At 63.4% G+C, this 25919-nt stretch carries 21 protein-coding genes and 1 riboswitch; of the genes, 15 read left to right on the forward strand and 6 right to left on the reverse strand.

What is annotated here, in order from left to right:
- Positions 1–316 precede the first annotated feature (316 nt).
- The 8 genes from glmM to FJW04_RS04460 all read left to right on the forward strand — a co-directional run bounded on the left by glmM (position 317) and on the right by FJW04_RS04460 (position 10966).
- The gene (glmM, locus tag FJW04_RS04425) at positions 317–1672 is read left to right on the forward strand and encodes a phosphoglucosamine mutase (RefSeq protein WP_015315278.1); all 1356 of its coding nucleotides are present in this window, start codon (positions 317–319) and stop codon (positions 1670–1672) included.
- Between the two features lie 251 nt (positions 1673–1923).
- Positions 1924–2784 (forward strand): outer membrane protein, encoded by an 861-nt coding sequence (locus FJW04_RS04430; RefSeq protein ID WP_015315279.1) that lies wholly within the window; start codon positions 1924–1926, stop codon positions 2782–2784.
- 208 nt (positions 2785–2992) lie between these two features.
- A complete protein-coding gene (locus FJW04_RS04435) occupies positions 2993–3769 on the forward strand; it encodes an outer membrane beta-barrel protein (RefSeq protein WP_140712601.1) in 777 nt (258 codons plus the stop codon).
- A 257-nt stretch (positions 3770–4026) separates the two neighbouring features.
- Positions 4027–5202 (forward strand): phosphoserine transaminase, encoded by a 1176-nt coding sequence (locus FJW04_RS04440; protein ID WP_140712603.1) that lies wholly within the window; start codon positions 4027–4029, stop codon positions 5200–5202.
- Positions 5203–5267: 65 nt separating this feature from the next.
- Complete coding sequence (gene serA, locus FJW04_RS04445) at positions 5268–6869, forward strand: phosphoglycerate dehydrogenase (RefSeq protein WP_015315282.1); 1602 nt, start codon at positions 5268–5270, stop codon at positions 6867–6869.
- A gap of 424 nt (positions 6870–7293) precedes the next feature.
- On the forward strand, positions 7294–7989 hold the full coding sequence (locus FJW04_RS04450; protein ID WP_348641958.1) for a gluconate 2-dehydrogenase subunit 3 family protein: 696 nt from the start codon (positions 7294–7296) through the stop codon (positions 7987–7989).
- 2 nt (positions 7990–7991) lie between these two features.
- A complete protein-coding gene (locus FJW04_RS04455; RefSeq protein WP_015315284.1) occupies positions 7992–9758 on the forward strand; it encodes a GMC family oxidoreductase in 1767 nt (588 codons plus the stop codon).
- Positions 9755–10966, forward strand: coding sequence for a cytochrome c (locus tag FJW04_RS04460; RefSeq protein WP_140712605.1), 1212 nt, complete (start codon positions 9755–9757; stop codon positions 10964–10966). Before FJW04_RS04455 ends, FJW04_RS04460 begins: the two co-directional genes overlap by 4 nt.
- Positions 10967–10980: 14 nt before the next feature.
- On the opposite strand, the gene FJW04_RS04465 is transcribed toward FJW04_RS04460, so the two are convergent.
- Positions 10981–11877: a DMT family transporter gene (locus FJW04_RS04465; protein ID WP_140712607.1), complete on the reverse strand. Its 897-nt coding sequence runs from the start codon at positions 11875–11877 to the stop codon at positions 10981–10983.
- Between the two features lie 211 nt (positions 11878–12088).
- Here FJW04_RS04465 and FJW04_RS04470 point away from each other — a divergent pair, with 211 nt between their 5' ends.
- On the forward strand, positions 12089–13387 hold the full coding sequence (locus FJW04_RS04470) for an adenylosuccinate synthase (protein WP_015315287.1): 1299 nt from the start codon (positions 12089–12091) through the stop codon (positions 13385–13387).
- A gap of 77 nt (positions 13388–13464) precedes the next feature.
- Positions 13465–15222, forward strand: a complete 1758-nt coding sequence (locus FJW04_RS04475) for a hypothetical protein (protein ID WP_140712609.1) — start codon at positions 13465–13467, stop codon at positions 15220–15222.
- Between the two features lie 27 nt (positions 15223–15249).
- Here FJW04_RS04475 and FJW04_RS04480 read toward each other — a convergent pair whose 3' ends face one another.
- The 4 genes from FJW04_RS04480 to FJW04_RS04495 all read right to left on the reverse strand — a co-directional run bounded on the left by FJW04_RS04480 (position 15250) and on the right by FJW04_RS04495 (position 18424).
- Entirely contained in the window at positions 15250–15549 is a 300-nt protein-coding gene (locus FJW04_RS04480; protein ID WP_140712611.1) for a CcdB family protein, read from the reverse strand.
- A complete protein-coding gene (locus FJW04_RS04485; RefSeq protein WP_140712613.1) occupies positions 15549–15791 on the reverse strand; it encodes a type II toxin-antitoxin system CcdA family antitoxin in 243 nt (80 codons plus the stop codon). The genes FJW04_RS04480 and FJW04_RS04485 overlap by 1 nt, the downstream gene beginning before the upstream one ends.
- A 151-nt stretch (positions 15792–15942) precedes the next feature.
- On the reverse strand, positions 15943–17763 hold the full coding sequence (locus tag FJW04_RS04490) for an ABC-F family ATP-binding cassette domain-containing protein (RefSeq protein WP_140712615.1): 1821 nt from the start codon (positions 17761–17763) through the stop codon (positions 15943–15945).
- A gap of 1 nt (position 17764) precedes the next feature.
- A complete protein-coding gene (locus FJW04_RS04495) occupies positions 17765–18424 on the reverse strand; it encodes a thiamine diphosphokinase (RefSeq protein WP_140712617.1) in 660 nt (219 codons plus the stop codon).
- An 86-nt stretch (positions 18425–18510) separates the two neighbouring features.
- Positions 18511–18625, forward strand: a riboswitch (TPP riboswitch).
- A gap of 43 nt (positions 18626–18668) precedes the next feature.
- Between FJW04_RS04495 and thiB the strand changes: the two genes are divergently transcribed.
- The 4 genes from thiB to FJW04_RS04515 all read left to right on the forward strand — a co-directional run bounded on the left by thiB (position 18669) and on the right by FJW04_RS04515 (position 23832).
- Positions 18669–19667: a thiamine ABC transporter substrate binding subunit gene (thiB, locus tag FJW04_RS04500; RefSeq protein WP_140712619.1), complete on the forward strand. Its 999-nt coding sequence runs from the start codon at positions 18669–18671 to the stop codon at positions 19665–19667.
- Positions 19668–19735: 68 nt separating this feature from the next.
- Positions 19736–21364 (forward strand): thiamine/thiamine pyrophosphate ABC transporter permease, encoded by a 1629-nt coding sequence (thiP, locus tag FJW04_RS04505; RefSeq protein WP_140712621.1) that lies wholly within the window; start codon positions 19736–19738, stop codon positions 21362–21364.
- A complete protein-coding gene (gene thiQ, locus FJW04_RS04510; protein ID WP_140712623.1) occupies positions 21357–22133 on the forward strand; it encodes a thiamine ABC transporter ATP-binding protein in 777 nt (258 codons plus the stop codon). Before thiP ends, thiQ begins: the two co-directional genes overlap by 8 nt.
- A 229-nt stretch (positions 22134–22362) precedes the next feature.
- Positions 22363–23832, forward strand: coding sequence for a M48 family metalloprotease (locus tag FJW04_RS04515; RefSeq protein ID WP_023784820.1), 1470 nt, complete (start codon positions 22363–22365; stop codon positions 23830–23832).
- Between the two features lie 16 nt (positions 23833–23848).
- Here the strand turns inward: FJW04_RS04515 and FJW04_RS04520 are convergent, their stop codons facing one another.
- Positions 23849–24712: an RNA polymerase factor sigma-32 gene (locus FJW04_RS04520; protein WP_015315297.1), complete on the reverse strand. Its 864-nt coding sequence runs from the start codon at positions 24710–24712 to the stop codon at positions 23849–23851.
- A gap of 301 nt (positions 24713–25013) precedes the next feature.
- On the opposite strand from FJW04_RS04520, the gene FJW04_RS04525 reads away from it, so the two are divergent.
- Complete coding sequence (locus tag FJW04_RS04525) at positions 25014–25787, forward strand: amino acid ABC transporter substrate-binding protein (protein ID WP_140616657.1); 774 nt, start codon at positions 25014–25016, stop codon at positions 25785–25787.
- Positions 25788–25919 lie beyond the last annotated feature (132 nt).

Here is a 25919-nt window from a genome sequence, read left to right on the forward strand (position 1 = left end):
CTCAACGGTCGGTTGCGCCAGATGCCAGGCGGCTTATATATCGCCGAAATCGCTTTCTAACGACAAGGTGATGAAATCATTCGGCCTGACTGCCGCCGAGGCAAGAATTCTCGGGATGTATCCGCGCCGAATGGCTGGCAAAGCTGGTATATGTGACGCCACAGCGTCTCCGTGCTAGGCTGCGGCCATGTTGTGTGCAACGCACAACAATGATTTTCTAAGGATTGGTAACATATAATCACACAATGTGATCGAGGCGCGACGGCCAATTGTGGCATGACGTGCCGGCTAAGGACAACCAAGGAAACTGACTGGCATGGCAGGGAATTACTTCGGCACGGACGGCATTCGCGGGCGCGCCAACAAGTTTCCGATGACCGCGGAAATCGCCATGCGGGTCGGCATGGCCGCCGGCCTTTCGTTCCAGCGCGGCAGCCATCGCCATCGTGTCGTGCTCGGCAAGGACACCAGGCTGTCCGGCTATATGATCGAAAACGCGATGGTGGCCGGCCTTTGCGCCGCCGGCATGGACGTGTTTCTGCTCGGCCCGATCCCGACCCCGGCGGTTGCCATGCTGGTGCGCTCGCTGCGCGCCGACATTGGCGTCATGATCTCGGCCTCTCACAATCCCTACTACGACAACGGCATCAAGCTGTTCGGCCCAGACGGCTACAAGCTGTCCGACGAGATCGAAGAGCGCATCGAGAGCATGCTCGACAAGGATATCGAACTGGCGCTCGCCGATTCCGACGGGCTTGGCCGCGCCAAGCGCGTCGACGGCGTGCATGACCGTTACATCGAATTCGCCAAGCGCACCTTGCCGCGCTCGATGTCGCTTTCGGGTCTGCGGATCGTCGTCGACTGTGCCAATGGCGCGGCCTACAAGGTGGCGCCCGAGGCGCTGTGGGAACTGGGCGCCGAAGTCGTGGCCATCAATGTCGAACCCAATGGCTTCAACATCAACAAGGAATGCGGCTCGACCCATCCCGCCGATCTGCAGAAAAAGGTGCACGAAGTGCGCGCCGACATCGGCATCGCGCTTGATGGCGATGCAGACCGGGTCGTCATCGTCGACGAGAACGGCGCCATCGTCGACGGCGACCAGATCATGGCGCTGATTGCCGAGTCCTGGCACCAGAGCGGGCGGCTGGCTGGCGGTGGCGTCGTTTCGACGGTCATGTCCAATCTCGGCCTCGAGCGCTTTCTCGGCGACATGAAGCTGCAATTGCACCGCACCAAGGTCGGTGACCGCTATGTCGTGGAGCATATGCGCGCGCATGGGCTCAATGTCGGCGGTGAGCAGTCGGGCCACATCGTGCTGTCCGACTTCTCGACCACAGGTGACGGGCTGGTCTCGGCACTGCAGGTGCTGGCCTGCATCAAGCGGCAAGGCCGCCCGGTCAGCGAACTGTCGAAGAAGTTCGAGCCGGTGCCACAATTGCTGAAGAACGTTCGCATCGCCGGCGGGAAACCGTTGGAGGAAGCCCCGGTCAAGGCCGCGATCGAGGACGCCCGCCATCGTCTCGGCAAGGCCGGGCGGCTGGTCATCCGTCCATCCGGCACCGAGCCGCTGATCCGTGTGATGGCCGAGGGCGACGATCCGCAACTGGTCGAGGCCGTCGTCAACGACATCGTCGGGGTCATCTCGGAAACCCGCAGCAGCGCCGCCTGATCCCCGCCAGCCTCGAAGGCGTCACGCCGCCGCCTTCATTGCATCGAAGCCCGCCCCTCCGGCGGGCTTTTTTGTTCGCAAAGGATCGGTCTCTTTCTGTCGAAATCCTTGCCAGATCTCCGGGATTCTGGAGATTCGTGGTTAATCGACAGGGTTAAACGCCTTTTAACTTTTGCAATTCATTATCCACGCCTGAAAGCCAATCTTATTCGGACGCGATCGCCGTTCCGAGGTTTCTAGGGGTGACAAGCATGTTCAATACAGCAAGAAAGGCCCTGTTCGCGCTGCTGTTCGCGGGCTTGGCCTGGCCGGTGTTCGCAGCTGACCTGCCCGAGCCGCAAGTCGAAGAAGCGCCGCCGCCGGTCTATGAGCAACCGGTCGATGTCGGCGGCTGGTATATCCGTGGCGACCTCGACTATCACAAGTCGAAGGTCGGTGACATCGACTACATCACCTACGGCGCCGCGCCTTGCCCGTGCGGGCCTCCTGTCGGGGTCGCCGGGAGCAAGTCCTTCGACTATGGCAAGCTCAAGGGCGGCTTCTCGCTTGGCGGCGGCGTCGGCTACAAGATCAATGAACACTTCCGCACCGACCTGACCGCCGACTACTGGTTCAAGTCGAACTTCAACGGCGGCACCTCGGATCTCACCACGGTCTCGGTCGAGTCGTCGAAGATGAGCGCCTTGCTGCTTCTGGCAAATGCCTATGTCGATATCGGCACCTGGCACGGCATCACGCCCTATGTCGGCGCCGGTATCGGCGGAGCGCGCGTCAAATGGGATACTGTCTACGACCCGACCCCGGGCGCAACCGAGTCCAACCCCGGAACATCCAGCTGGCGCTTCGCGTACGCGGTAATGGCCGGCGCCTCCTACTGCTTGACCGACAAAGTCATCCTCGATGCTGGTTACCGTTTCTCCCATATTCAAGGCGGTCGCATGTTCGAGTATGGTCCAGCCGGCGCCACGCCGGGCGCCGGGCCGGGCTTCGATCACGGCTTCAACACCCACGAGGTGCGCGGCGGTCTGCGTTACCAGTTCGGCGGCAACAACGGTTGCGCCGCGCCGGTGGTGGCCTATCAGCCGGAGCCCGAGCCGATCTACACCAAGTAATCGCTTCGAAGTTTCCAGGAATTCGTCGACCGCCCGGCATCAGCCGGGCGGTTTTCGTTTGAGATGAGCCGAGGTCAGCCCGTTCGAAATCAATTCGCTAACCCTCTGTTAGCCTTAACCGGCACTTAACCACTATGGTTAACAATGGCTCATGAAACGTTGGCCGCCGTTGCTTGTTTGACGGCGCCGAATTCGGGAGCCGGGGACCATGATATCAATATCGCGTATGGCGCTGGCGCTTGCCGCACTGCTGTTGCCGCTGGCGCCTGCAATCGCCGCCGACTACGATCCGCCGATCTATGTCGACCAGGCGCCGGATTATGTGCCGGTCGAGGTCGGCTCCGGCTGGTACCTGCGCGGCGATGTTTCCTACCTGGCGCAGAAGAGTTTCAAGAATGGGGACTTCACCTTCCCGTCGGCGATCAACAACGAAAACTTTAGCGAGAGCGAAGATGCAATTTTTGCGAGCGTCGGCTTCGGATATCATTTCAACGATTACCTCCGCGCCGATCTCAACTTCGGCTATTTGCCGGGTAACAAGGCAAGCTTCGGCTATGACGATACTGCTGCCGCACCGGCTGGAACGTCGATCGTGGGATCGGGAAACCTGAAGAACTATGCGTTCTCAGGCATACTCAATGGCTATGTTGACCTTGGCACCTATGTTGGAATCACACCGTATGTCGGTGCGGGTGTCGGCGTCGTCGTGAGCAAACGCAGCCTCTCCGCCAGCTATGCCGACGAGGCCACCCCCGCCAACGATTTCACGCTTGATGACAGCAAGACGCAGTATTCCCTCGCCTATACGTTGAATGCCGGTCTTGCGTATCAAGTGTCCAAGAATGTTTCCGTAGATCTCGGCTATCAGTATTTTTCCGCGCCTAGCGTCGAATACGCGACCGCCGCGAGCCTGACTTCCTTTCCGGTCGAGAAAGGGATCAGCAATCACCAGATCAAGCTCGGGCTGCGCTACGATCTCTGGTAGACTGGGCACACCAGCTCTTGACGGCGGATCTCTCGGGTCCGCCGTTTGCATTTGAAGTCACGCGATCCTGATCGCGGCGCTTTCCTGTTTGATGCATGTCGTAGCCCCAAAACCGCCGCGCACTTTTGGGCGATATGCATCCGGTATCCCGGCAGCGACAAAAACTTTCCTCTTGACGCCCGAAGCCTGAACGCATATCGCCGTCCGTGGGCCACCCCTCCCCAACGAGGGGCCACTATCTGGAAGGATAGACCACGATGACGACGCTTACGAAGCCCGGACTCCGTCCGGCAAATCCCAATTTTTCCTCTGGTCCCTGCGCAAAACGTCCCGGCTGGTCGGTCGAGGCGCTGAAAGCTGCCGCGCTCGGCCGTTCCCACCGCGCCAAGATCGGCAAGACCAAGCTCGAACAGGCGATCGCGCTGACCCGCGAAATCCTCCAGGTTCCTGCCGATTACCGCATCGGCATCGTGCCGGCTTCCGACACAGGTGCCGTCGAGATGGCGCTGTGGTCTCTTCTCGGCGAGCGCGGCGTCGACATGGTCGCCTGGGAAAGCTTCGGCTCCGGCTGGGTCACCGACGTGGTCAAGCAGCTGAAACTCGCCGATATCAGAAAGATCGAGGCCGGTTATGGCGCGCTGCCTGATCTGACCAAGATCGATTTCGATCGCGACGTGGTCTTCACTTGGAACGGCACGACCTCGGGCGTGCGCGTGCCGGACGGTGACTTCATTCCCGCCGATCGCAAGGGCCTGACCATTTGCGACGCTACTTCAGCGGCCTTCGCGCAAAGGCTCGACTTCGAGAAGCTCGATGTCGTGACCTTCTCCTGGCAGAAGGTGCTGGGCGGCGAGGGTGCGCATGGCATGCTGATCCTGTCGCCGCGTGCCGTAGCGCGGCTGGAGAGCTACAAGCCTTCATGGCCGCTGCCGAAAATCTTCCGCCTGACCTCGGGCGGCAAGCTGATCGAGGGCATTTTCAAGGGCGAAACCATCAACACGCCGTCGATGCTTTGCGTCGAGGATTATCTCGACGCGTTGAACTGGGCTAAGTCGGTCGGCGGCCTCGATGCGCTGATTGCCAGGGCGGATGCCAATGCCGCCGTGCTCGACCGGTTCGTGGAAAGATCATCCTGGCTCGGCCATCTTGCGGTGGCCCCGGCGACACGCTCGAACACGTCGGTCTGTCTGTCCTTCACCGACGCCGATATCGCGGCGCTCGACGCTGATGGACAGGCGGCGTTTGCCAAGGGCCTCGTCTCGACGCTCGACAACGAAGGCGTCGCCTACGACATCGGTTCTTATCGCGATGCCCCGCCGGGATTGCGCATCTGGTGCGGCGCAACCGTCGAGACCTCCGATCTCGAAGCGCTGCTGCCTTGGCTCGGCTGGGCCTTTGCCAGCCAGAAGGCGTCGCTCAAAGCGGCCGCCTGAGAGTTTCCGTGGCGGCCCCGAGGGCCGTCCGTTCCCGGATCAATTTCATTTTCAAGGAGGCCGCCATGGCGCCCCGCGTTCTCGTCTCTGACAAACTCTCTCCCACCGCCGTGCAGATCTTCAAGGATCGCGGCGTCGAGGTCGACTATCTGCCCGACCTCGGCAAGGACAAGGAAAAGCTGCTCGAAGTGATCGGCAAGTATGACGGTCTCGCCATCCGTTCGGCGACCAAGGTCACCGAGAAGCTGATCAACGCGGCTACCAATCTCAAGGTTGTCGGTCGCGCCGGCATCGGTGTCGACAATGTCGATATCCCGGCGGCAAGCCGCAAGGGTATCATCGTGATGAACACGCCCTTCGGCAATTCGATCACGACGGCCGAACACGCCGTGGCGATGATCTTCGCGCTCGCCCGCCAGATCCCGGAAGCCAACGCTTCGACCCATGCCGGCAAATGGGAGAAGAACCGCTTCATGGGCGTCGAGATCACCGGCAAGACGCTGGGCGTCATCGGCTGCGGCAATATCGGTTCGATCGTCGCCACACGCGGCGTCGGGCTGAAGATGCACGTCGTCGCCTTTGATCCGTTCCTGTCGGACAAGCGCGCCGAGGAGCTCGGCGTCGACAAGGTGGAACTGGACGAACTCTTCGCCCGCGCCGACTTCATCACGCTGCACACGCCGTTGACCGACAAGACCCGCAACATCATCGATGCGGCGGCGATCGCCAAGATGAAGAATGGCGTGCGCATCATCAACTGCGCGCGCGGCGGGCTGGTGGTCGAGGCCGACCTGGTCGCGGCGCTGAAGAGCGGCAAGGTGGCAGGCGCCGGCATCGATGTGTTCGAGGTCGAACCGGCGGAGCAGAATGCGCTGTTCGGCATGGAGAACGTGGTGGCGACACCACACCTTGGCGCCTCGACGGCGGAAGCGCAGGAGAATGTCGCGCTGCAGGTCGCCGAGCAGATGGCCGACTACCTGATCAAGGGCGCGGTCTCCAACGCCATCAACATGCCCTCGATCACGGCGGAAGAGGCGCCGCGGCTGAAGCCGTTCGTCAAGCTCGCCGAAGTGTTGGGCGCCTTTGTCGGCCAGGTCACCGAGGATCCGATCAGCGAGGTCGAGATCCTGTTCGACGGCTCGACCGCGACGATGAACACGCGGGCGCTGATCAGTGCCGCCCTGGCCGGACTGATCCGGCCGCAGGTCGCCGACGTCAACATGGTGTCGGCGCCGATCATGGTGAAGGAGCGCGGCATCATCGTCGCCGAAGTCAAGCGCGACAAATCGGGCGTCTTCGACGGTTACATCAAGCTGACCGTCAAGACCGAGCACATGACGCGCTCGATCGCCGGTACCTGCTTTTCGGACGGCAAGCCGCGCTTCATTCAGATCAAGGGCATCAATCTCGACGCCGAGGTCGGCCAGCACATGCTGTATACGACCAATGCCGATGCGCCCGGCATTATTGGCCTGCTCGGCACTGTCTGCGGCGAGAACGACGTCAACATCGCCAACTTCCAGCTTGGCCGCAACCGGCCGGGCGGTGACGCTATCGCACTGCTCTATCTCGACGCCCCGTTCCCCGAGAAGGTGCTGGAGCAGGTGCGCGGCCACAAGTCGATCGATTCGGCAAAGCGGCTGCGGTTCGACGTGGGCGGGATCTAGCCCCCACACCCTCTGAGGTGACAAGCCATACATCAGACGCCCGTTTGCCGGCATGCATGCGGGGCGTTTCCACGACCGCTGGCGCCGCCCGACGGTTTGCGTCGTTGCGGGCGCCGCCGCAGGCGTCGCGCCAACGGCGTCCTTGCGTCAAGCTGCTGCAAGATATCCTTTTTAGCCGTCAGTACATTAGCGGATGTAGATAAGCATAAGGTCTGGCCCAATCTAACGATTTTGTGATCTGCTTGACGATCCCGGTTTCTTTCCGCACGCTGCGGTCAATTGATGGATGCGATCTAAACTTAACTGAGTTGGTCATAATTTTGCGCGCAACATCCGGCGCGCTTCTGTTGCTGTCGGGGTGCCTTCGATGGATCATCGCAATACTGTCCGACTGAGCCGGCGTCTTTTTCTGTCTTCGGCTGCGATGTTTACAGTGACGGCAACATCGGCAGGTTTTGCCCGATCCTTGTCCGGCTCGCTGCCCTGGGCGCCGCTGTCTTCCGATCCTCCAATGCAGGTGGTGTCCGGCGGCTGGCAGTTCTTCACGCCGCAGGAGGCCGCGCTGGTCGAGGCTATCGTCGACCGCATCATCCCCGCCGACGATCTGTCGATGGGCGGCAAGGAGGCCGGCTGCGCCGTCTATATAGACCGTCAGTTGACGGGCGCGTTCGGAACGTCGAGCCGGCTCTACACAAAAGGACCGTTTCTGCCGGGATTGCCCACGCAGGGCTACCAGGGCGAGGCAAACCCTGCCCAGCGCTACCGCTCCGGCCTCGCCGCCATCGACGCTTTCCTGAAGCAGCGCGATGGCAAGACATTCGCCGAACTCCAGCCGGCCGATCAGGATACGTTCCTGGCCGCGATGGAAGCTGGAAAGGTCGACTTGCCCAATGGAGTCAAGGCTGCCGGCTTCTTCGGACTTCTGCTGCAGAACACGATGGAAGGGTTCTTTGCCGATCCGGTCTATGGCGGCAACAAGGACATGGTGTCGTGGCGCATGCTTGGTTTCCCCGGCGCGCGCTATGACTACCGGGATCACGTCAGCAAGCATAATCAGCCCTATCCGCGGCCGCCCGTCTCGATCGAGGGCAGCCCGGAATGGCTCGTGAAAAGGAGCTGACCATGACGACGATACTGCCCCGCAAGGACGTTGTGATCGTCGGCCTCGGCTGGACGGGGTCCATCCTTGCGCATGAACTGACCGATCAAGGCCTGGACGTGCTGGCCATCGAGCGTGGTCCCTGGCGCGACACGGCGACCGATTTCAACATCGGCTATGCGCAGGACGAGTTGCGCTACAGCGTGCGGCGCGACCTGTTCCTGCAGCCAGCCGTCGAAACCATGACGATGCGCAACGACCCTTCGCAGACGGCGCTGCCGATGCGCGATTTCGGCTCGTTCCTGCCCGGCAACGGCGTCGGCGGCGCAGGCGTCCATTGGAACGGCCACACCTGGCGGTTCTGGGACTCCGACTTCCAGATCAAGACCAACCTGACCAAGAAGTATGGCGCGGCGCGGATCGCCGATCTCCAGGTCGAGGACTGGGGCGTGACCGGCGCCGAGATGGAGCCGTATTACGACCAGTTCGAATATCTGGCGGGAATCTCGGGCAAGGCCGGCAATATCAAGGGGCAGATACAGGAAGGTGGCAACCCGTTCGAGGATCCGAGGTCCCGGGATTACCCAAATCCGCCAATGGAGATGACCTACGCGCCGACCCTGTTCGCCAATGCCGGCAGGTCCATGGGACTGCACCCGTTCCCGACACCGTCCGCCAACATGTCGCGGACCTATGTCAATCCGCTCGGCATCACCATGGGGCAGTGCACCTACTGCGGATTCTGCGAGCGGTTCGGCTGCGCCAACTACTCCAAATCCAGCGCCCAGACCACCATCCTTCCCGTGCTGATGAAGAAGGCCAATTTCGAGGTGCGGACCGACAGCGAGGTGCTGCATGTCGATCTCGCCGCCGGCGGCAAGTCCGCGCGAGGTGTCACTTACGTCGATACGTCGGGGCAGGAATTCTTCCAGCCGGCCGATCTCGTGCTTCTGTGCGCCTACGGCCTGCACAATGCCCGGCTGATGATGCTGTCGGGCATCGGCAAGATCTACGATCCCGCTACCGGCGAGGGCACCGTCGGGCGCAATTATTGCTACCAGACCAATGCCGGCGTGCAGGTGTTCTTCGACGACAAGAACTTCAACCCGTTCATCGCCGCGGGCGCGCTCGGACAGACGATCGACGACTATAATGGCGACGCCTTCGACCATGGCGGCCTCGATTTCGTCGGCGGCGCGGGCATCAACTGCATTCCCACCAATGGACGTCCGATCGGGACGAGGCCGACGCTGCCTGGCACGCCGAAATGGGGTAGCGCCTGGAAGAAGGCGACCGTCGCGGGCTACAAAAGCACGCTTGGCTTCTCCTCGCAGGGCAGCAGCTATGCGACGCGCACCAACTACCTCGACCTCGATCCGACCTACAAGGATCGCTTCGGCCGGCCGCTCATGCGCATGACCTTCGATTTTCCCGACAATGATATCCGAATGTCGAATTATCTCTGCGACCGGATGGAGGAGATCGCCAAGACGCTTGGGGGCAAGCAGTACAATGTCGGCCGCCGCAAGAAGGGCTGGGACAGCGTCCCTTATCAAAGCACCCATAATACGGGCGGCGCCATCATGGGAACGGACCCTAGGAAGAGTGCGGTCAACAGCTTCCTGCAAAGCTGGGATGTGCCCAACGTCTTCGTCATCGGCGCCTCGGCCTTTCCGCAGAATGCCGGCAAGAATCCGACGGGAACGGTCGGCGCGCTCGCCTACCGCGCCGCCGACGGCATCCGCAATCACTATTTGCGCAATCCCGGCGCCCCCTTGGTGCAGGCATGAGGACGCTCGCCGCCGCCGCCGGCGCCGCCGTGCTGGCGATCACGCCGGCGCTCGCCGCCGACCAGGCCGACCAGATCATCCATGGCCAGTATCAGGCCGTGCTCGGCGATTGCGCGGGCTGTCATACCAGGCCGGGCGGCAAGCCGCTGGCCGGCGGCCTGCCGCTCGAAACGCCTTTCGGCGCACTGGTGCCGCCCAACATCACGCCCGACCACGAGACGGGCATCGGCAATTGGTCCGAGGGCGATTTCCGCAACATGATGAAGACCGGCGTCGGCCACAATGGCGTGCGGCTCTATCCCGCCATGCCTTACCCCGCCTATACCAGGATGAACGAGCAGGACATTTCCGACCTGTGGGCCTACATGACCACGGTCGACCCGGTCTCGAACAAGGTCGAAGCCAACCAGCTGCCGTTCCCGCTGAACATCCGGCTGGCGATGTGGGGCTGGAACCTCCTCAACTTCAGCGAGGCAAGCTTCCAGGCCGACCCCTCCAAATCGGCGGAATGGAACCGCGGCGCCTATATCGTCCAGGGCGCCGGGCACTGCGGCACCTGCCACACGCCCAAATCGTTCCTTGGAGCGGACCAAGACAGCGGCTTCCTGCAAGGCGCCTCGCTGCAAGGCTGGTTTGCCCCCGACATCACCAACAATGCTCAATCCGGCCTGGGCAAATGGTCGCAAGAAGATGTGGTCGCCTACCTCAGGACCGGCGTCAACGCGCATTCGATCGCATCCGGTCCGATGGCCGAGGCGATCGAGAACTCGACCTCCAAAATGACGGAACCCGACCTCAAGGCCGTGGCCGTCTATCTCAAGAGCCTGGGGCCGGACACCGGCAATGCGCAGGCGCCCAAGCCCGACGAGGCGCGGATGGTGGCGGGCGCGGCGATCTATCATGACAATTGCTCGGCCTGCCATGGCGGCGATGGCGCCGGGGCCGGAGCGCTTTTCCCGGCGCTTGTCGGCAACTCGATCGTCGCGCAGGGCAATCCCGAGACCCTGGCCCGCATCGTTCTCGCCGGAAGCCAGGCCGTGCACACGGCCGGCGCGCCGACGACGCCTTCGATGCCCTCATTGGCATGGCGGCTGAAGGACCAGGAAATCGCCGACGTGCTGACCTATGTGCGCGGCAGCTGGGGCAATTCCGCTCCGGCGGTCTCGTCGGACGATATCGCGGCGGTGCGCAAAGAATTGGTGCAGTAATTTTAGGCGCGACCTCAGAAGCCAGACGCCATCTTGCGGCCGCTGTATTCGGCGAGCCCGATGCCGCCCAGAACGAGGACCAGCGCCAGCGCCTGATAGAGCTGGAAGGTCTCGCCGACGATCAGCACCGAAAGCAGCGTGCCGAAGATCGGCACCAGATTGATGAACAGGCCGGCGCGATTGGCGCCGATCAGTTCGTTGCCCCTGATATAGGTTATCTGCGAGATGACCGAAGCGCCGATCGCCGTGTAGACGATGACCGCCCAGCCGCGGGCGTCGGGCACGATCACCTTGCCGACGGCGGCTTCCCACAGGAAGAAGGGCAGTGAGGTGATGAGCGCGGCGAACGACATGGCCAGCATCAGGCTTTGCCAGCGCATCGCCGGCTTCAGCCGTAACCCGACCGAATAGCTGCTGTAGAGAACGACCGCGACGAGCATGATGGCGTCGCCGAAATTGAGCTCCAGCGTCAGCAGCCGGCGCGGATCACCATGGCAGGCGGTCAGGATGACGCCCAAGATGGTCAGCACCACGCCGGCGATCTGCGCCCAGTTCACGCGAAGGCGGAAGAAAACGAAATTGGCTGTCATGATCAGGATCGGCATCGCCGCCTGTTCGATCGAGACATTGATCGCCGTGGTGTAGTTGAGGGCGGTGTAGAAGATGGTGTTGAACAGGGTGAAGCCGCTGGCGCCAAGCGCCGCCAGCACGAGCCAGTGCCGGCGCACGACGGGCCAATCCTCCTGGATCGTGCGCCAGCCGATCGGCAGCAGGATCGCCACGGCCAGCATCCAGCGCAGGAAGACCAGCGTCATCGGCGAGACGTGGCCGACCGCCAGCTTGCCGGCCACCGAATTGCCGCCCCACAGCAAGGTGGTGAGCAGCAGGAACATGTAGGCGTTTCGATGCATCGCTGGCTTCCGGCCGCGGGATGGGCCGCGGTGTTTGCCGGCCTATTGCCCCGATCAGCCCAAGTAAATGATGTCAAAGCCGAAAATTGTTGTGCCTCAGGGCATTTTCGGCGGCAAAGAAAGGTCGCACTCGCGAGGTCTTGACGCTATAGAGGCCTGTCGTTTCGAACCATATCCAAGCCGCGCGGCGGCGTCTCAAGGGAAAAGAAACATGGCCAATGTGGTGGTCGTCGGCTCGCAGTGGGGCGACGAAGGCAAGGGCAAGATCGTCGACTGGCTGTCGGAGCGCGCCGATGTCGTGGTGCGTTTCCAGGGCGGCCACAATGCCGGCCACACGCTGGTCGTCGACGGCAAGGTCTACAAGCTGTCGCTGCTGCCTTCGGGCGTCGTGCGGGAAGGCAAGCTGTCCATCATCGGCAATGGCGTGGTCTTCGATCCGCATGCTTTCGTCGCCGAGGTGCAGAAACTGAAAGGCCAGGGCGTGGACGTGACGCCGGATCGCCTGAAAATAGCCGAAAACACGGCGCTTATCCTGTCCGTACACCGGGAGCTGGACGGGTTTCGCGAGGATGCCGCTTCGAATTCCGGAACAAAGATTGGCACGACCCGACGCGGGATCGGCCCCGCCTACGAGGACAAGGTGGGCCGGCGCGCGGTGCGGGTGATGGATCTGGCGGATTTGGAAACTTTGCCCCTGAAGGTCGACAGGCTGCTGACGCACCACAATGCGCTGCGTCGCGGGCTCGGCCATGACGAAGTCACGCATGATGCGATCATGCAGGAATTGACCTCGGTCGCGAACGACATCCTGCCCTACATGGACCGCGTCTGGAAGGTGCTCGACGACAAGCGCCGCGCCGGCGAGCGCATCCTGTTCGAGGGCGCGCAAGGCACGCTGCTCGACATCGACCACGGCACCTATCCGTTCGTCACCTCGTCCAACACGGTCGCCGGCCAGGCCGCCGCCGGCTCCGGCGTCGGCCCGGGCGCCATCGGCTATGTTCTCGGCATCACAAAGGCCTACACGACGCGTGTCGGCGAAGGTCCGTTCCCGACCGAGCAGAAGAACGAGATCGGCGAATTCCTCGGCACGCGCGGCCATGAATTCGGTGTCGTCACCGGGCGCAAGCGCCGCTGCGGCTGGTTCGATGCGGTGCTGGTGCGCCAGGCGGTTGCCGTCAACGGCATCAAAGGCATCGCGCTGACCAAGCTCGACGTGCTCGACGGGTTGGATGAGATCAAGGTCTGCACCGGCTACAGGCTGGACGGCGAGACGATCGACTATCTGCCGGCAAGCCAGGGCGCCCAGGCTCGCGTGGAACCCATCTACGAGACCTTGGAAGGCTGGAAGGGCACCACCGCCGGCGCACGCAGCTGGAACGACCTTCCGGCCCAGGCCGTCAAATATGTCCGATACATAGAGGAGTTGATCGGCGCGCCGGTCGCGCTCCTCTCCACCAGCCCGGAACGGGACGACACGATACTTGTGACTGATCCGTTTCAAGACTAGTTTCTGAAGCCTTTCCGGGCATCGCGGCTGATTTGCGGGGGCCGGCGCGGAGGCAAAAAATACAGGTCGACTGAAGCATGGCAGATTTCGTTGCTGTTCTGAAAAACGCGTTCGAGAAGCACGGCGACGAGACGCCTGAGAAGCGTACGCGCATCTATAACAGCGTGCGCGCCATGCTGGCGAAGAAGCTGGCGGAATATTCGCCGCCGCTGGCTTCCGAGGCCATAGACAAACAGAAACGCGCGCTGGACGACGCCATCGCCGGCGTCGAGCGGGACTATGTCAAGAGCGTACCGGAGACCGATCCGCTTGCGGAACTGGAGCACATCTTTTCCTCCATCGACCGTAACAAGAACCAGTCGAACCACGTCAAGCAGCCGGTCAAGGCCGAACCGGCTCCCGCTCCGTCTCCGTATCGGCCCGCTCCTGCCGCGGCCAGTCCGGAGCCGTACAAGCCGGCGCAGCCCGTTGCCAATGCCGAGCCCTACCGGCCTGCTCCGGCCGCCAAGGTCGAGCCAGGCTGGCAAAGGCCGACGCCGGTGCAGCCCGCTCCGGACTTTTCCGAGAAGACCTTGCCGGGGATGGACGCGGATCGGGACGACGACCAGGACGACGTCTTTGCCGATGACGAAGCGCCGGCGTCCACCGACACTTTCGAGCGTTTGCGCCCGGCCGAACGCAAGCGCAGCTATGGCGGCCTGATCGCCGCCGTCATCGCACTGCTGGTCGTTGCCGGCGGCGGCTACGGCATCTGGCTGAACAAGGCTGCCTTCGGCAACATGCTGGGCCTGGACGGCAGCAAGGTTGTTGCCAAGACCGAACCGGTGAAAACGACGCCGGCCAAGCCGGCGAGCGATGCCGCGGCCACGCCGCCGGCGCCCGCGACCGGCGCGGAAGGCACGAAATTCACGCAGCGGCTGACGCCTGAAGGCGGCGAAACCGACCCCGGCCCAGCCGGTGGGCAAAGCGGCGTAGGCGAGGGCGAATCCGTCGCCGCGCTGACCACACCGCCAACGGCAACGAATGCGCCGGCCACGGCAGCGCCGGCGGTTCCCGCGCCGGCTGCCAATACGCCGGCTGCCAATACGCCTGCTGCCGGTACGCCCGCGGCAGGCGCGCCAGCCGCGCCCACGCCCGCAGCGGGCACCCCGCCCGCGACACCGCCCACCAACGGAACCGTGCCCGCGGCCCCGGCCGATGCCGCCGCCACGCCGCCGCCCGCACCGGCAGCCGCAACGCCGCCGGCGGCACCGGCTCCGGCCGTGGCGCCAACCTCGGTTCCGGTCGGCCAGAAGGCGATCTTCTATGAGGAGCGCACCAGCACCGCGCAGGGTTCAGCCGAGCCCGGCAGCATCGTTTGGTCGCTGGTGCAGGAATCGCCCGGCGGCGACCTGCCGCCCGAGCCGGCGATCCGTGCCGAGGCGACCATTCCCGGCAAGGACATCCAGTTGCGCATGACCATCCGTCGCAATACCGACCAGACCCTGCCGGCCAGCCATATCATCGAGATGATCTTCCTGACCCCAGACGGGTTCGAGGGCGGCGGCGTCGACAATATATTGCGCGTTGCCATGAAGAGTTCGGAACAGGACGCCGGCAGCCCGCTGATCGGCATCCCGGCCAAGATCGCCGACGGCTTCTTCCTCGTCGCGCTCAACGACACCAAGGCCGACGAAGACGCCAACATGACCCTGTTGCGCGGCCAGGACTGGATCGACGTGCCGGTCGTCTACAAGACCGGACGGCGGGCACTGCTGACCATGGAAAAGGGCATTCCCGGCGAGAAGGTGTTCGACGAGGCGATCAAGGCCTGGCAGGCCAAGACGGCGGGTTGAGACGGGCGGCGTGACGGTCGCCTCCGTTCAGAATCCTTGGAACAGCATGTCGAGCGCGGCAACGATGTCATCGTGATGCTTCGCCAGGTTCAGCCGACTTTCAACCAATTCGCTTGCGGGAACGGTGGCGATCAGGTGTGTCGCCATGACCAGCTTCCGTCCATTGATCTCGAAGATCGGATGAAGCTTTCGCATTGGCGGCGGCACCGTTGCGACCGGCAGAAGCGGAACGACAATCCGCGTCTTGAAATTGTCGAGCAGGTCGGATTGGACGTCGAGCAAATAGTTGTCTTCAACGCGACCGGCGAAGACATCATAGCGGGGCATCAGAACTGCCGATACTGTTCCAACGGGATGCCGTTCTTGTCGATGTAGTCGTTCCACGTATCCATCGTGGTACGGTTCTCAAGCTTCCACAGCCGCGCCTTTTCAGCTGCCACCGCCTCCGCGATGCCGGCTTCCGCAGCGCGCGAGACATTCACGTTAAGCCCCTTGGCTTCCCGCATGAGGTTCGAGTCGATCGACAGAGTTGCTGGCTGACGGATCGCATTCAAGGCAATCTTACGCATAATGGCCTCCGCAACATGCGCATAATGTATGAGCATTGCGATGTGGAGGCAATGCTCAGGCGCAGCAAGGAGCGCCCCACTATGGCTCCGGGCGCTCGTCGCTTCAGTCGACAAATCGTTGTCAATCGATCGGCCTACGGCCGACCGCTCTTCACCCTTCCATCTCCTCGCGCAGCATCTCCAGTTCCAGCCATTCTTCCTCGAGCGCGGCCAGCGTCGCACGCTCCTTGTCGAGGGCGGCGATCGTCTTCTGGAACGAGGCCGGGTCGCGTTCGTAATAGGCCGGGTCGGCGATGTTGTTCTCCAGCCGCGAGATCGACGCGGTCACTGCCTCGATCTTCTTGGGTAGGGACTCCAGCGCGAACTTCTGCTTGAACGACAATTTCTTCGCCGGCCCTTTTGGCGCCGCCGGATCGCTCTTGCCCGGTGCCGGCGCATCGCCGGCTTCCGCCTTGGCGCGCGCCTTGCGGTCGTCAAGCCTGGTGCCGCCGCGCTGCGCCAGCATGTCGGAATAGCCGCCGGCATATTCGACCCAGCGGCCGCCGCCGTCCGGCGCGATGATGCTGGTGACTGTGCGGTCGAGGAAATCGCGGTCGTGGCTGACCAGGATGACGGTGCCGGCAAAACCGGCGACCAGTTCCTGCAGCAGTTCCAGCGTCTCCATGTCGAGATCATTGGTCGGCTCATCGAGAACCAGGAGGTTTGCTGGCCGTGCCAGCACGCGCGCCAGGATCAGCCGCGCCCGTTCGCCGCCGGACAGCTCGCGCACCGGCGTGCGGGCCTGTTCCGGCTTGAACAGGAAATCCTTCATATAGGACACGACATGGCGCTGCTCGCCATTGATGACGAGGTTCTCGCCGCGCCCGTCGGTCAGATATTGCGCCAGCGTCTCTTGCGGGTCGACCGCCTCGCGCTTCTGGTCGAGCGTGGCGATCTCCAGATTGGTGCCAAGCCGTATCGAACCCGCGTCCGGCGCCAATTCGCCGGTCAGCATCTTCAGAAGTGTCGTCTTGCCGGCGCCGTTCGGCCCGACAAGGCCGACGCGGTCGCCGCGCTGGATGCGGGTCGAGAACCCCTTGACGACGGTGAGGTCGCCAAAGCTCTTCTCGATGTTCTTGGCCTCGATCACCAGCTTGCCGGATTCGGCGGCGTCGCTTGCCACCATTATCGCGGTGCCTTCGGCGCCGCGATGGCCGCGAAAACGCTGGCGCATGGTCTGCAACTCGCCCAGGCGCCGCATGTTGCGCTTGCGCCGCGCCGTCACCCCGTAGCGCAGCCAGTGCTCCTCGCGCACGATCTGGCGGCCGAGCTTGTGCTGCTCGCGCTCTTCCTCTTCCAGCACCAGGTCGCGCCATTCCTCGAAATGGCCAAAGCCCTTGTCCAGCCTGCGCGTCCGGCCGCGATCGAGCCAGACTGTGGCGCGCGATACGCGCTCGAGGAAGCGGCGGTCATGCGAGATGACGATGAGCGCCGAGGAGGTCCGGACGAGCTCTTCTTCCAGCCATTCGATGACAGATAAATCAAGATGGTTAGTCGGCTCATCAAGAAGCAGGATGTCGGGCTCCGGCGCCATGACGCGGGCAAGCGCGGCGCGCCTGGCCTCTCCGCCGGACAGGTCGCCAGGCCGTTCTTCGCCCGACAGGCCGAGATGCTCCATCAGATAGCTGGCGCGGTAGGGATCGTCGGCGGGCCCGAGCCCGGCCTCGACATAGGCGCGCACGGTGGCAAAGCCGTCCATGTCGGGCATTTGCGGCAGATACCGCACCGTCGCCGAGGGCTGGCGGAACACCTCGCCGTCCTGTGGTTCGATCAGGCCGGCGGCGATCTTGAGCAGCGTCGACTTGCCGGACCCGTTGCGGCCGACCAGCGCGATCTTGTCGCCGGCCGAAGCGGTCAAGGCGGCGCCGTCGAGCAGCGGCGCGCCGCCGAAGGTCAGTCTTATCCCGTCGAGATTGAGAAGAGGCGGGGCCATGTCAGCTTTCGGGCAATGGATAAGGATGGGCGAGCAGCAGCGCGCGGCCATGGCCGAGCGCGATGTCGAGGCGGCCCCCGGTCTTGCCGAACTTGACCTCGTTGGAAATGGTCAGCGACGAACCGAACGCCACCTCGACCTTGTCGAGCGGCCATTTGGCGCCGGTGACGGTCAGGCCGGAGAGTTCGGAGAAGCCGAGAATCGAGAACAGCGTGCCGTCGGCATAATCGAAGCCGGCCCCGCCGGGCAGCAAGGGAACACCTTCCTGGGCGCCGCTGGTCAGAAGCACATCCATTCCGGCCTCGGCCAGCCGCAGGCCAAGCGCCAGATGCAGGAAGGCGTGGTCGGCGCGCTTGCCGCCGAAGGCGCCCGCCAGCACAAGGCGGGTCGCCCCGCGCTCCAGTGCGGCCGCGATCGCCAGTTCTCCGTCGGTCTTGTCCTTTTCCGCCGGGAAGGTTTGCCGCGGCACGGCAGCGAGGTCGGCGGGCAGATCAGCCGGGACCGAGTCGAAATCACCCACCCACAGTTCCGGCACGAGGCCCAGCATCCGCGCATGGCCGATGCCGGCGTCGGCGGCGATGACGCGCGAGCCGTCGACCTGGCGGTCGAGCCGAGGCGTGCGGATGAGGTCGCCGCCAAGCAGGATGGTGAAGGTGCTCATATCCCGTCGCCTTACCAGCCCGGCACGGGAAACGGAAGGCGGCAAAGTCCCACTTGCGCGGGTCATCGGCCCGGCCTATGTGTCGAAACGCTCTAACGGGGTGCCGGACGCGAATTTCGCGGGCCGGCTGAGAGGCAGTCTCGCCAACCCGCTGAACCTGATCCGGTTTGTACCGGCGGAGGGATTAGACGTTTCGGACACTCCGACGCCTCAATTCCTTTCAACGCAAACGAAGGAGGCGCCGATGCGCGCGTTTTTATATTCTCTGGTCGCCGCCACGGCAGTGACCCTGTCCGGGCCGGCCTTGGCCAAGGACAAGCTGACCGTCTACACCTATGAGAGCTTCACCGCCGACTGGGGTCCAGGTCCCGTGGTGAAGAAGGAATTCGAGGCAGAATGCGGCTGCGATCTCGAGTTCGTCTCGGTCGCCGATGGCGTGGCGCTGCTCAACCGCGTCAAGCTGGAAGGCGCTTCGACCAAGGCCGACATCGTGCTCGGTCTGGACACAAATCTCACCGCCGATGCCAAGGCCTCGGGCCTGTTCGCGCCACGTGGCGCAATAACGAACGTCAACGTGCCGGGCGGCTGGACCGACGACACTTTTGTCCCGTTCGATTACGGCTACTTCGCCGTCGTCTACGATACCCAGAAGCTGAAATCGCCGCCGAAAAGCCTGAAGGATTTGGTCGAGGGTAGCGCCGACGACAAGATCGTCATCCAGGACCCGCGCACATCGACGCCCGGTCTTGGCCTGCTGTTGTGGATGAAGTCGGTCTATGGCGACAAGGCGCCGGAGGCCTGGGCCAAGCTCAAGACCAAGGTGCTGACCGTGACGCCGGGCTGGAGCGAAGCCTATGGCCTGTTCACCAAGGGCGAGGCACCGATGGTGCTGTCCTACACCACCTCGCCGGCCTACCACATGGTCGCCGAGAACACCGAGCGCTATCAGGCGGCCTCGTTCGAGGAAGGCGAATATCTGCAGATCGAGGTCGCGGGCATCACCACAACCGGCGCCAAGAATCCGCTGGCGGAAAAGTTCATGGCCTTCATGACCGGGCCGAAATTCCAGGACGCCATCCCCGAGACCAACTGGATGTTCCCGGCCGGCAAGACCAACAAGCCGCTCAACCCCGCCTTCGACAAACTGGTCAAGCCGACCAAAACCTTGCTGTTCAGCCCGGAGGAGGTGGCGGCCAACCGCAAGGCCTGGGTCGATGAATGGCTGGCGGTTATGAGCAAGTAGGTTTTGTGGGCTAATCTCGTGAGATGAACGCTCTACGGCGACGCTCCCTAAGCTTCACCCAATCGTTGATGTGCGGTGTGCAAACCCGCTCTGATCCCCGCATCACAGCTGGCGTGATAGGGCTCGCCGCCATCGCCATTTTGATCGGCGGCGCGTTTGCGGGGCTGCTTGTCGAAGGCGCTCGCGATTTTTCCGGCGCTTGGGCTGCGTTCGGTCCCTACCTGTTCCGGGTCGTGCGCTTCACGCTCTGGCAGGCGGCCCTGTCGACGCTGCTCTCGGTCGGGCCGGCCCTGCTCGTGGCGCGGGCGCTGTCGCGGCATCCACGGTTTTTCGGCCGTGCCTTCATCCTGCAGCTCTTCGCCGTGCCGCTGGCGCTGCCGGCGATCGTCGCGGCGCTCGGCATCCTGGCGCTCTATGGCCGCGCCGGCTATTTCTCCGGCTTTCTCAGCGTCGTCGGCGGCCAGGGTTGGCCGGGCATCTATGGCCTGTCCGGCATTCTCGTCGCCCATGTCTTCTTCAACCTGCCGCTGGCCACACGTCTGCTCCTCGAGGCGCTGCAGACCATTCCCTCCGACCAGTGGCGGCTGGCGAGCCAGCTCGGCATGGGGGCGCCGCCGGCATTCCGGCTGATCGAGTGGCCGACGCTGCGTGCCGCGCTGCCCGGTGTCGCCGGACTTGTCTTCATGCTGTGCATCACATCCTTCACCATCGTGCTGACGCTCGGCGGCGGGCCGGCCGCGACGACGCTCGAAGTCGGCATCTATCAGGCATTGCGCTTCGATTTCGATCCCGCGAGGGCTGTCGCGCTGACAATGCTGCAGATCGCCTTGACCTTCATCGTGGTGCTGGCGTTGACCCGACTCGGAGCCGACGTCGTCGGCGACGTCAACCTGCCGGTCGCGCCGCGCCGCTACCTCTCCGTCAACAGGACCGAAGCCTGGCTGAACGCGACGCTCATCGTGTTGGCCTTGCTCTTCGTTGCCGGTCCGATGGTGGCGACCGTGGCGGCCGGACTTGGCGCCGACCTCGGCCGGCTTGCCGGCGAGGCCACTGTCCGTCAGGCGACGCTGACCAGTGCCGTGCTCGCTTTCCTTTCGGCCTTGCTTTCGGTGATGCTTTCGCTGGCATTGACCATGGCGCGCAGGGCGCTGGCGTCGAACCGCCGCTTCGGGTCAAGGACACTGCTCGAACATGCCACCGATACGGGCGCCGGGTTTGTCCTGGTCGTGCCGCCGATCGTCGTCGGCGCCGGCTGGTTCCTGTTGCTGCGCCATGTCGGCGATGTCTTTGCCATCGCCCCGCTCATGGTCGTCACCGTCAACGCTGTCATGGCGATGCCTTTTGCGCTGCGCGCCATCCGTCCCGCCTATGACGCGGCAAGCGAGCGGCACGAGCGGCTCTGCGCGCAGCTCGGAATTTCCGGCTGGTCAAGACTGTGGCTGGTTGACTGGCCGACGTTGCGGCGCCCGCTCGCCACCGCTTTTGCCTTCGCCATGGCACTGTCGCTCGGCGATCTCGGCGTCATCGCCCTGTTCGGCAGTGATTCCGTGCAGACCTTGCCCTACCTTCTCCTGGCGCGCATGGGCAGCTACCGAACCGAGGACGCTGCTGGCTTGGCGCTGCTGCTCGGCCTTGTCTGCATGGCATTGGTGCTGGCAGCGGACCGGCTGGGAAAGGAGACGGCCCGCAATGTCTGACGGGGCGGCTGGCGGCAAAGGGGTTTCGGTGCGGCTGGACAAGGTTTCGTTCAGCTATGGCGAGGCGTTGTTCGCCTTCGATGCCGAGTTCACGGCGGGGCAAATCACCGCCATCATGGGGCCGAGCGGCTCCGGAAAGTCGACGCTGCTCAATCTGGTGGCCGGGTTCGAGCCGCCGCGATCCGGTCGTGTGCTGATCGGCGGGGCCGATGTCAGCACCGCGCCACCGGCGACGCGGCCAGTGTCGATGGTTTTTCAGGAAAACAACCTTTTCGCGCATCTTTCCGTCGAGCAGAATGTCGGGCTCGGCCGTTCGCCATCGTTGCGGCTGGCCGAAGCCGATCGCGCTGCGATCGCCGATGCGCTTGCGCGCACCGGCCTTGCCGGCAAGGAGAAGCGGCTGCCGCGCGAACTTTCCGGCGGTGAGCGCCAGCGCGTCGCCCTGGCTCGCGTGCTGGTGCGTGATCGCCCGGTGCTGCTGCTCGACGAGCCCTTCGCTTCGCTTGGGCCCGCCTTGCGAGACGATATGCTCGACCTGGTTGCCGGCCTGCATGCCGAGCGTGGAATGACGGTGCTCTTCGTCACGCATCAGCCACAAGATGCGCGCCGCATCGGTCAGAGGCTGGTGTTTATCGAGAACGGCGCGGTCGCCGCTATCGGCACGGCGGATGATTTCTTTGCCGGGGCTGGTCCGGAGGCATTCCGGCGCTATATCGGAGCCGGTGCCGGGGATTCCTTATCACGAGATATTGCCCGGAAGCGGACATAATTTACGCTCAAACCGGCCCGATGCGATGTGGCGCTTGCTTGCCATGACTGGAGTAGTGTGGCTAGGTCCGCTCGATACCGGTCCGGCACAGGCCGTGATTTGCCTACAGCTTCCGCCGCATGCTCCGAGGGGCGCGTGACGGATACTGTAGCAGTTTGTTTTGCGCATGTGGTCATGCGCAGGGACCTGAAAGGAAGCCGTTCTGGCGATCGGCGTTGACAGGCTACGAATGAACCCGCTGGCGCGCTTTCTGGCGCTAGCCGGCTTTGCCGTGGCGCTGGCAAGCTGCCAGATGTTCACGCCTCCGGAAGTCCAGGAATCAGGCTTCCAGCCATCCGACAAGCCGATCACGGTCGACAATGTCGCCGCCAACAACAAGCTCGCGGAGCTCGCCAAGGCGCAGCATCCGCGCATCCTGGCGACCTATGGCGGCGAATATTCCGATCCCAAGCTCGAACGCATGGTCGCCAAGGTGGTCGGCAATCTGACCGTGGTGTCGGCGAACCCAACCCAGACCTATCGCATCACCATCCTCAATTCGCCCAACGTCAACGCCTTCGCGCTGCCGGGCGGCTATCTCTACATAACGCGCGGCCTCTTGGCGCTGGCCAATGATTCGTCCGAGCTCGCCGCCGTCATCGCGCATGAGATGGGCCACGTCACCGCCAATCATGGGCTGCAGCGCCAGCAGTTGGAGGCCGAGGAAGGTCTGGCGACCAAGGTCGTCTCCGATGTGCTTGGCGACAGCCCGACCGCCAAGGCTGCACTTATCCGCGGCAAGCTCAGGCTGGCGCAGTTCTCGCGCAACCAGGAGCTTGAGGCTGACGCCATCGGTATCAAGTCGATCGGCGAAGCCGGCTACGATCCCTATGCCGCCGGCCGCTTCCTGCAATCGATGTCGGCCTATACCGATTTCCGCTCGATCAGCGGCGCCACCGACGCCAGCCTCGACTTCCTGGCGACGCACCCGAACACGCCGCAACGCATCGATTTGGCACAGCGGCACGCCCGCCAGTTCGGTGCGCCCGGTTTCGGTACACGCGACCGCGATTCCTTCCTCGCCGGCATAGACGGCCTGCTTTACGGCGACACGCCGGAAGAAGGCTATGTGCGCGGCGAAACCTTCCTGCATCCAGGCTTGGGCGTGTCGTTCACGGTGCCGGACGGTTTCATCATCGACAATTCGGCGGCGGCCGTGACGGCGACCGGTCCCGGCGACATAGCGATCCGCTTCGACGGCGTTTCGATCGACAAGAACCGCGCCCTGACCGACTATATCAGAAGCGGCTGGGTGGCCGGGCTCGACGACAGCACCGTCAAGCAGGAAACCATCAACGGCAATGAGGCGGCGACCGCCCATGCAGGCGCCGAAGGCTGGCAGTTCGATATCGCTGTGATCCGCGCCGGCGGCCAGGTCTACCGATTGCTGACCGCGGCCCCCTCGGCCAGCACCTCGCTTGAAACGGTGGCGCGCTCGGTCAGCGGCTCCTTCCGCATCCTCAGCCCCGCCGAGAAGGCGGCACTGAAGCCACTGCATATTCGTGTGCTCACCGTGCAGCCGGGACAGACCATGGGGTCGCTTGCCGCGCAGATGGTTGGCGTCGACCGCAAGCTCGACCTGTTCCGCGTGCTCAATGCGCTGTCGCCGGGGGCCGCGGTTTCGGCCGGCGACAAGGTCAAGATCGTCACCGACAAATAAAAGCCCGAGCGGGAGATCAGGCGGCGGTCGCCATGAATTCCGGATTCTGCTTCACCAGCGCGACCTTGAGCTTTTCCATGGCGCGCGCCTCGATCTGGCGGACACGTTCCTTGGAGATGCCGAGAGTCTCGCCGAGCGCCTCGAGCGTGGCCCCCTCGTCATTCAGCCGGCGTTCCTCGATGATCCTGAGTTCGCGCGCGTTGAGCGCGTGAAGCGCTTCCTTCAGCCAAAGCGAGCGGCGCGCGACATCGATCTTGTCGCCGACAATTTCGTCCGGCAAGGGATCGTCGGAGACCAGGAAATCCATCCGCTCGGTGCCGCCCGCGTCGTCGGCCAGCGGCACGTTCAGCGAAGAATCCGGAGCCGACAGCCGTGAATCCATCATCGCCACATCAGCCTCGGATACACCAAGCGCAACCGAAACCTCGCGGTAGAGATTTGTGTTGGAGAGCGGCTCGGCGCCGTTCGCGAGACGCGCACGCAAGCGTCTGAGATTGAAGAACAGGGCCTTTTGCGCCGAACTGGTGCCACCACGCACGATCGACCAGTTGCGCAGGATGTAGTCCTGCATCGAGGCGCGGATCCACCACGTCGCGTAGGTCGAGAAACGCACCTCGCGCTCCGGTTCGAAACGGGCGGCGGCCTCGAGCAGTCCGACATGGCCTTCCTGAACCAGATCGCCGAGCGGCAGCCCGTAATGGCGGAATTTCGAGGCCATGGAAATAACCAGCCGCATGTGGGCGACGGTGATGCTGTGCAGCGCGTTCTGGTCGTTGTCTTCCTTCCAGAGCAATGCCAGCCGATGCTCCTCCTCGCGCTCGAGATAGGGTGCCTTCATTGCCGCGCGGACCATGATCCGTCCTGCCGTGTCTTCCATCATAAGGCGCTCCGTGGCTCGGCGAGGCAAATGGCAGACACCGGCTTGAAATGACGGCGGCGTGCCCTACAACAGCCAAAACTGTCATGCGCGAGAAAGGTTCCGCCGGTGCGGGCAGGGCGAGCGCTAGCGTCCGCGCAGCTGCCTGCAACTTCCGAGCCTGCGAATGAATTCCTTCCGGAGAATTTGATTTCTGGAAGACGCTCTCTTTGAAATTTCATTCCTTATTTTTTCGACCTGCATCTGTCATTTTCCAGCCCTCACAACATGCCGGGTTACCGGCCAAGGACGGGATCACAGAAAAATGAAATGGCTCAAGTCACTCATCATCGCCGGAACGTTGCAGGCCCTGGCCGTCGCATCGGGCCACGCCGGCGCCAATCTCGACCAGATCAAGCAGGCCGGAATCATCAAGGTCGGTACGGAGGGCACCTACGCTCCCTTCACCTACCATGACGCTTCCGGCGCGCTGGTTGGCTTCGATGTCGAGATCGCCAAGGCGATCGCCGATAAGCTCGGCGTCAAGGCTGAGTTCCTCGAAGGCAAGTGGGACGGGCTGATCGCCGGCCTCGATGTCAACCGTTATGATGCCGTCATCAACGAAGTCGGCATCACCGACGCCCGCAAGGCCAAGTACGACTTTTCCGATCCCTATATCGCGTCCAAGGCAGTGCTGATCGTGCGCGGCGACAACACCGACATCAAAACCTTCGCCGACCTCAAGGGCAAGAAGTCGGCGCAGTCGCTGACATCCAATTTCGGCAAGCTGGCCGAGTCCAATGGCGCCGAACTGGTCGGCACCGACGGCTTCGACCAGTCGATCCAGCTGCTTTTGACCGGCCGTGCGGACGCTACCATCAATGACAGCCTGTCGTTCCTAGACTTCAAGAAGCACAAGCCCGACGCCAATGTGAAGATCGCCGCCCAGGAAGAGAATGCCGATTACTCCGGCGTCATCGTGCGCAAGGGCGATCCGGAGCTGGTCGCGGCCATCAACAAGGCGCTGGCCGACATCAAGGCGGACGGCACCTACCAGAAGATCGCCAACACCTATTTCGGCCAGGACGTCTCGAAGTAATTCACCAAGCGGGGCCGGCTGTCGCCCTGTGACGTATCCAGCGGCGAGTCGTCTTTGACGGCTCGCCGCTTTTGTCGTGATATGGCTGGGGCATTCGCTTCGATGACGCTCCCCGTCCATTCCGGAGGATCT

Origin of the sequence: Mesorhizobium sp. B2-7-3, assembly GCF_006440715.1 — a bacterium.
Taxonomy (GTDB): Bacteria; Pseudomonadota; Alphaproteobacteria; order Rhizobiales; family Rhizobiaceae; genus Mesorhizobium; species Mesorhizobium australicum.

What these genes read in the sequence shown, in the direction of transcription:
- glmM (WP_015315278.1), top strand. Translation starts at nt 317, where the DNA reads ATGGCAGGGAATTACTTCGGCACGGACGGCATTCGCGGGCGCGCCAAC.
- FJW04_RS04485 (WP_140712613.1), bottom strand. Translation starts at nt 15,791, where the DNA reads ATGCGTAAGATTGCCTTGAATGCGATCCGTCAGCCAGCAACTCTGTCG.
- FJW04_RS04455 (WP_015315284.1), top strand. Translation starts at nt 7,992, where the DNA reads ATGACGACGATACTGCCCCGCAAGGACGTTGTGATCGTCGGCCTCGGC.
- FJW04_RS04480 (WP_140712611.1), bottom strand. Translation starts at nt 15,549, where the DNA reads ATGCCCCGCTATGATGTCTTCGCCGGTCGCGTTGAAGACAACTATTTG.
- FJW04_RS04515 (WP_023784820.1), top strand. Translation starts at nt 22,363, where the DNA reads ATGAACCCGCTGGCGCGCTTTCTGGCGCTAGCCGGCTTTGCCGTGGCG.
- FJW04_RS04465 (WP_140712607.1), bottom strand. Translation starts at nt 11,877, where the DNA reads ATGCATCGAAACGCCTACATGTTCCTGCTGCTCACCACCTTGCTGTGG.
- FJW04_RS04520 (WP_015315297.1), bottom strand. Translation starts at nt 24,712, where the DNA reads ATGATGGAAGACACGGCAGGACGGATCATGGTCCGCGCGGCAATGAAG.
- FJW04_RS04430 (WP_015315279.1), top strand. Translation starts at nt 1,924, where the DNA reads ATGTTCAATACAGCAAGAAAGGCCCTGTTCGCGCTGCTGTTCGCGGGC.
- FJW04_RS04450 (WP_348641958.1), top strand. Translation starts at nt 7,294, where the DNA reads ATGTTTACAGTGACGGCAACATCGGCAGGTTTTGCCCGATCCTTGTCC.
- FJW04_RS04475 (WP_140712609.1), top strand. Translation starts at nt 13,465, where the DNA reads ATGGCAGATTTCGTTGCTGTTCTGAAAAACGCGTTCGAGAAGCACGGC.
- serA (WP_015315282.1), top strand. Translation starts at nt 5,268, where the DNA reads ATGGCGCCCCGCGTTCTCGTCTCTGACAAACTCTCTCCCACCGCCGTG.
- FJW04_RS04470 (WP_015315287.1), top strand. Translation starts at nt 12,089, where the DNA reads ATGGCCAATGTGGTGGTCGTCGGCTCGCAGTGGGGCGACGAAGGCAAG.
- FJW04_RS04440 (WP_140712603.1), top strand. Translation starts at nt 4,027, where the DNA reads ATGACGACGCTTACGAAGCCCGGACTCCGTCCGGCAAATCCCAATTTT.
- thiQ (WP_140712623.1), top strand. Translation starts at nt 21,357, where the DNA reads ATGTCTGACGGGGCGGCTGGCGGCAAAGGGGTTTCGGTGCGGCTGGAC.
- FJW04_RS04525 (WP_140616657.1), top strand. Translation starts at nt 25,014, where the DNA reads ATGAAATGGCTCAAGTCACTCATCATCGCCGGAACGTTGCAGGCCCTG.
- thiP (WP_140712621.1), top strand. Translation starts at nt 19,736, where the DNA reads ATGTGCGGTGTGCAAACCCGCTCTGATCCCCGCATCACAGCTGGCGTG.
- FJW04_RS04490 (WP_140712615.1), bottom strand. Translation starts at nt 17,763, where the DNA reads ATGGCCCCGCCTCTTCTCAATCTCGACGGGATAAGACTGACCTTCGGC.
- FJW04_RS04435 (WP_140712601.1), top strand. Translation starts at nt 2,993, where the DNA reads ATGATATCAATATCGCGTATGGCGCTGGCGCTTGCCGCACTGCTGTTG.
- FJW04_RS04495 (WP_140712617.1), bottom strand. Translation starts at nt 18,424, where the DNA reads ATGAGCACCTTCACCATCCTGCTTGGCGGCGACCTCATCCGCACGCCT.
- FJW04_RS04460 (WP_140712605.1), top strand. Translation starts at nt 9,755, where the DNA reads ATGAGGACGCTCGCCGCCGCCGCCGGCGCCGCCGTGCTGGCGATCACG.
- thiB (WP_140712619.1), top strand. Translation starts at nt 18,669, where the DNA reads ATGCGCGCGTTTTTATATTCTCTGGTCGCCGCCACGGCAGTGACCCTG.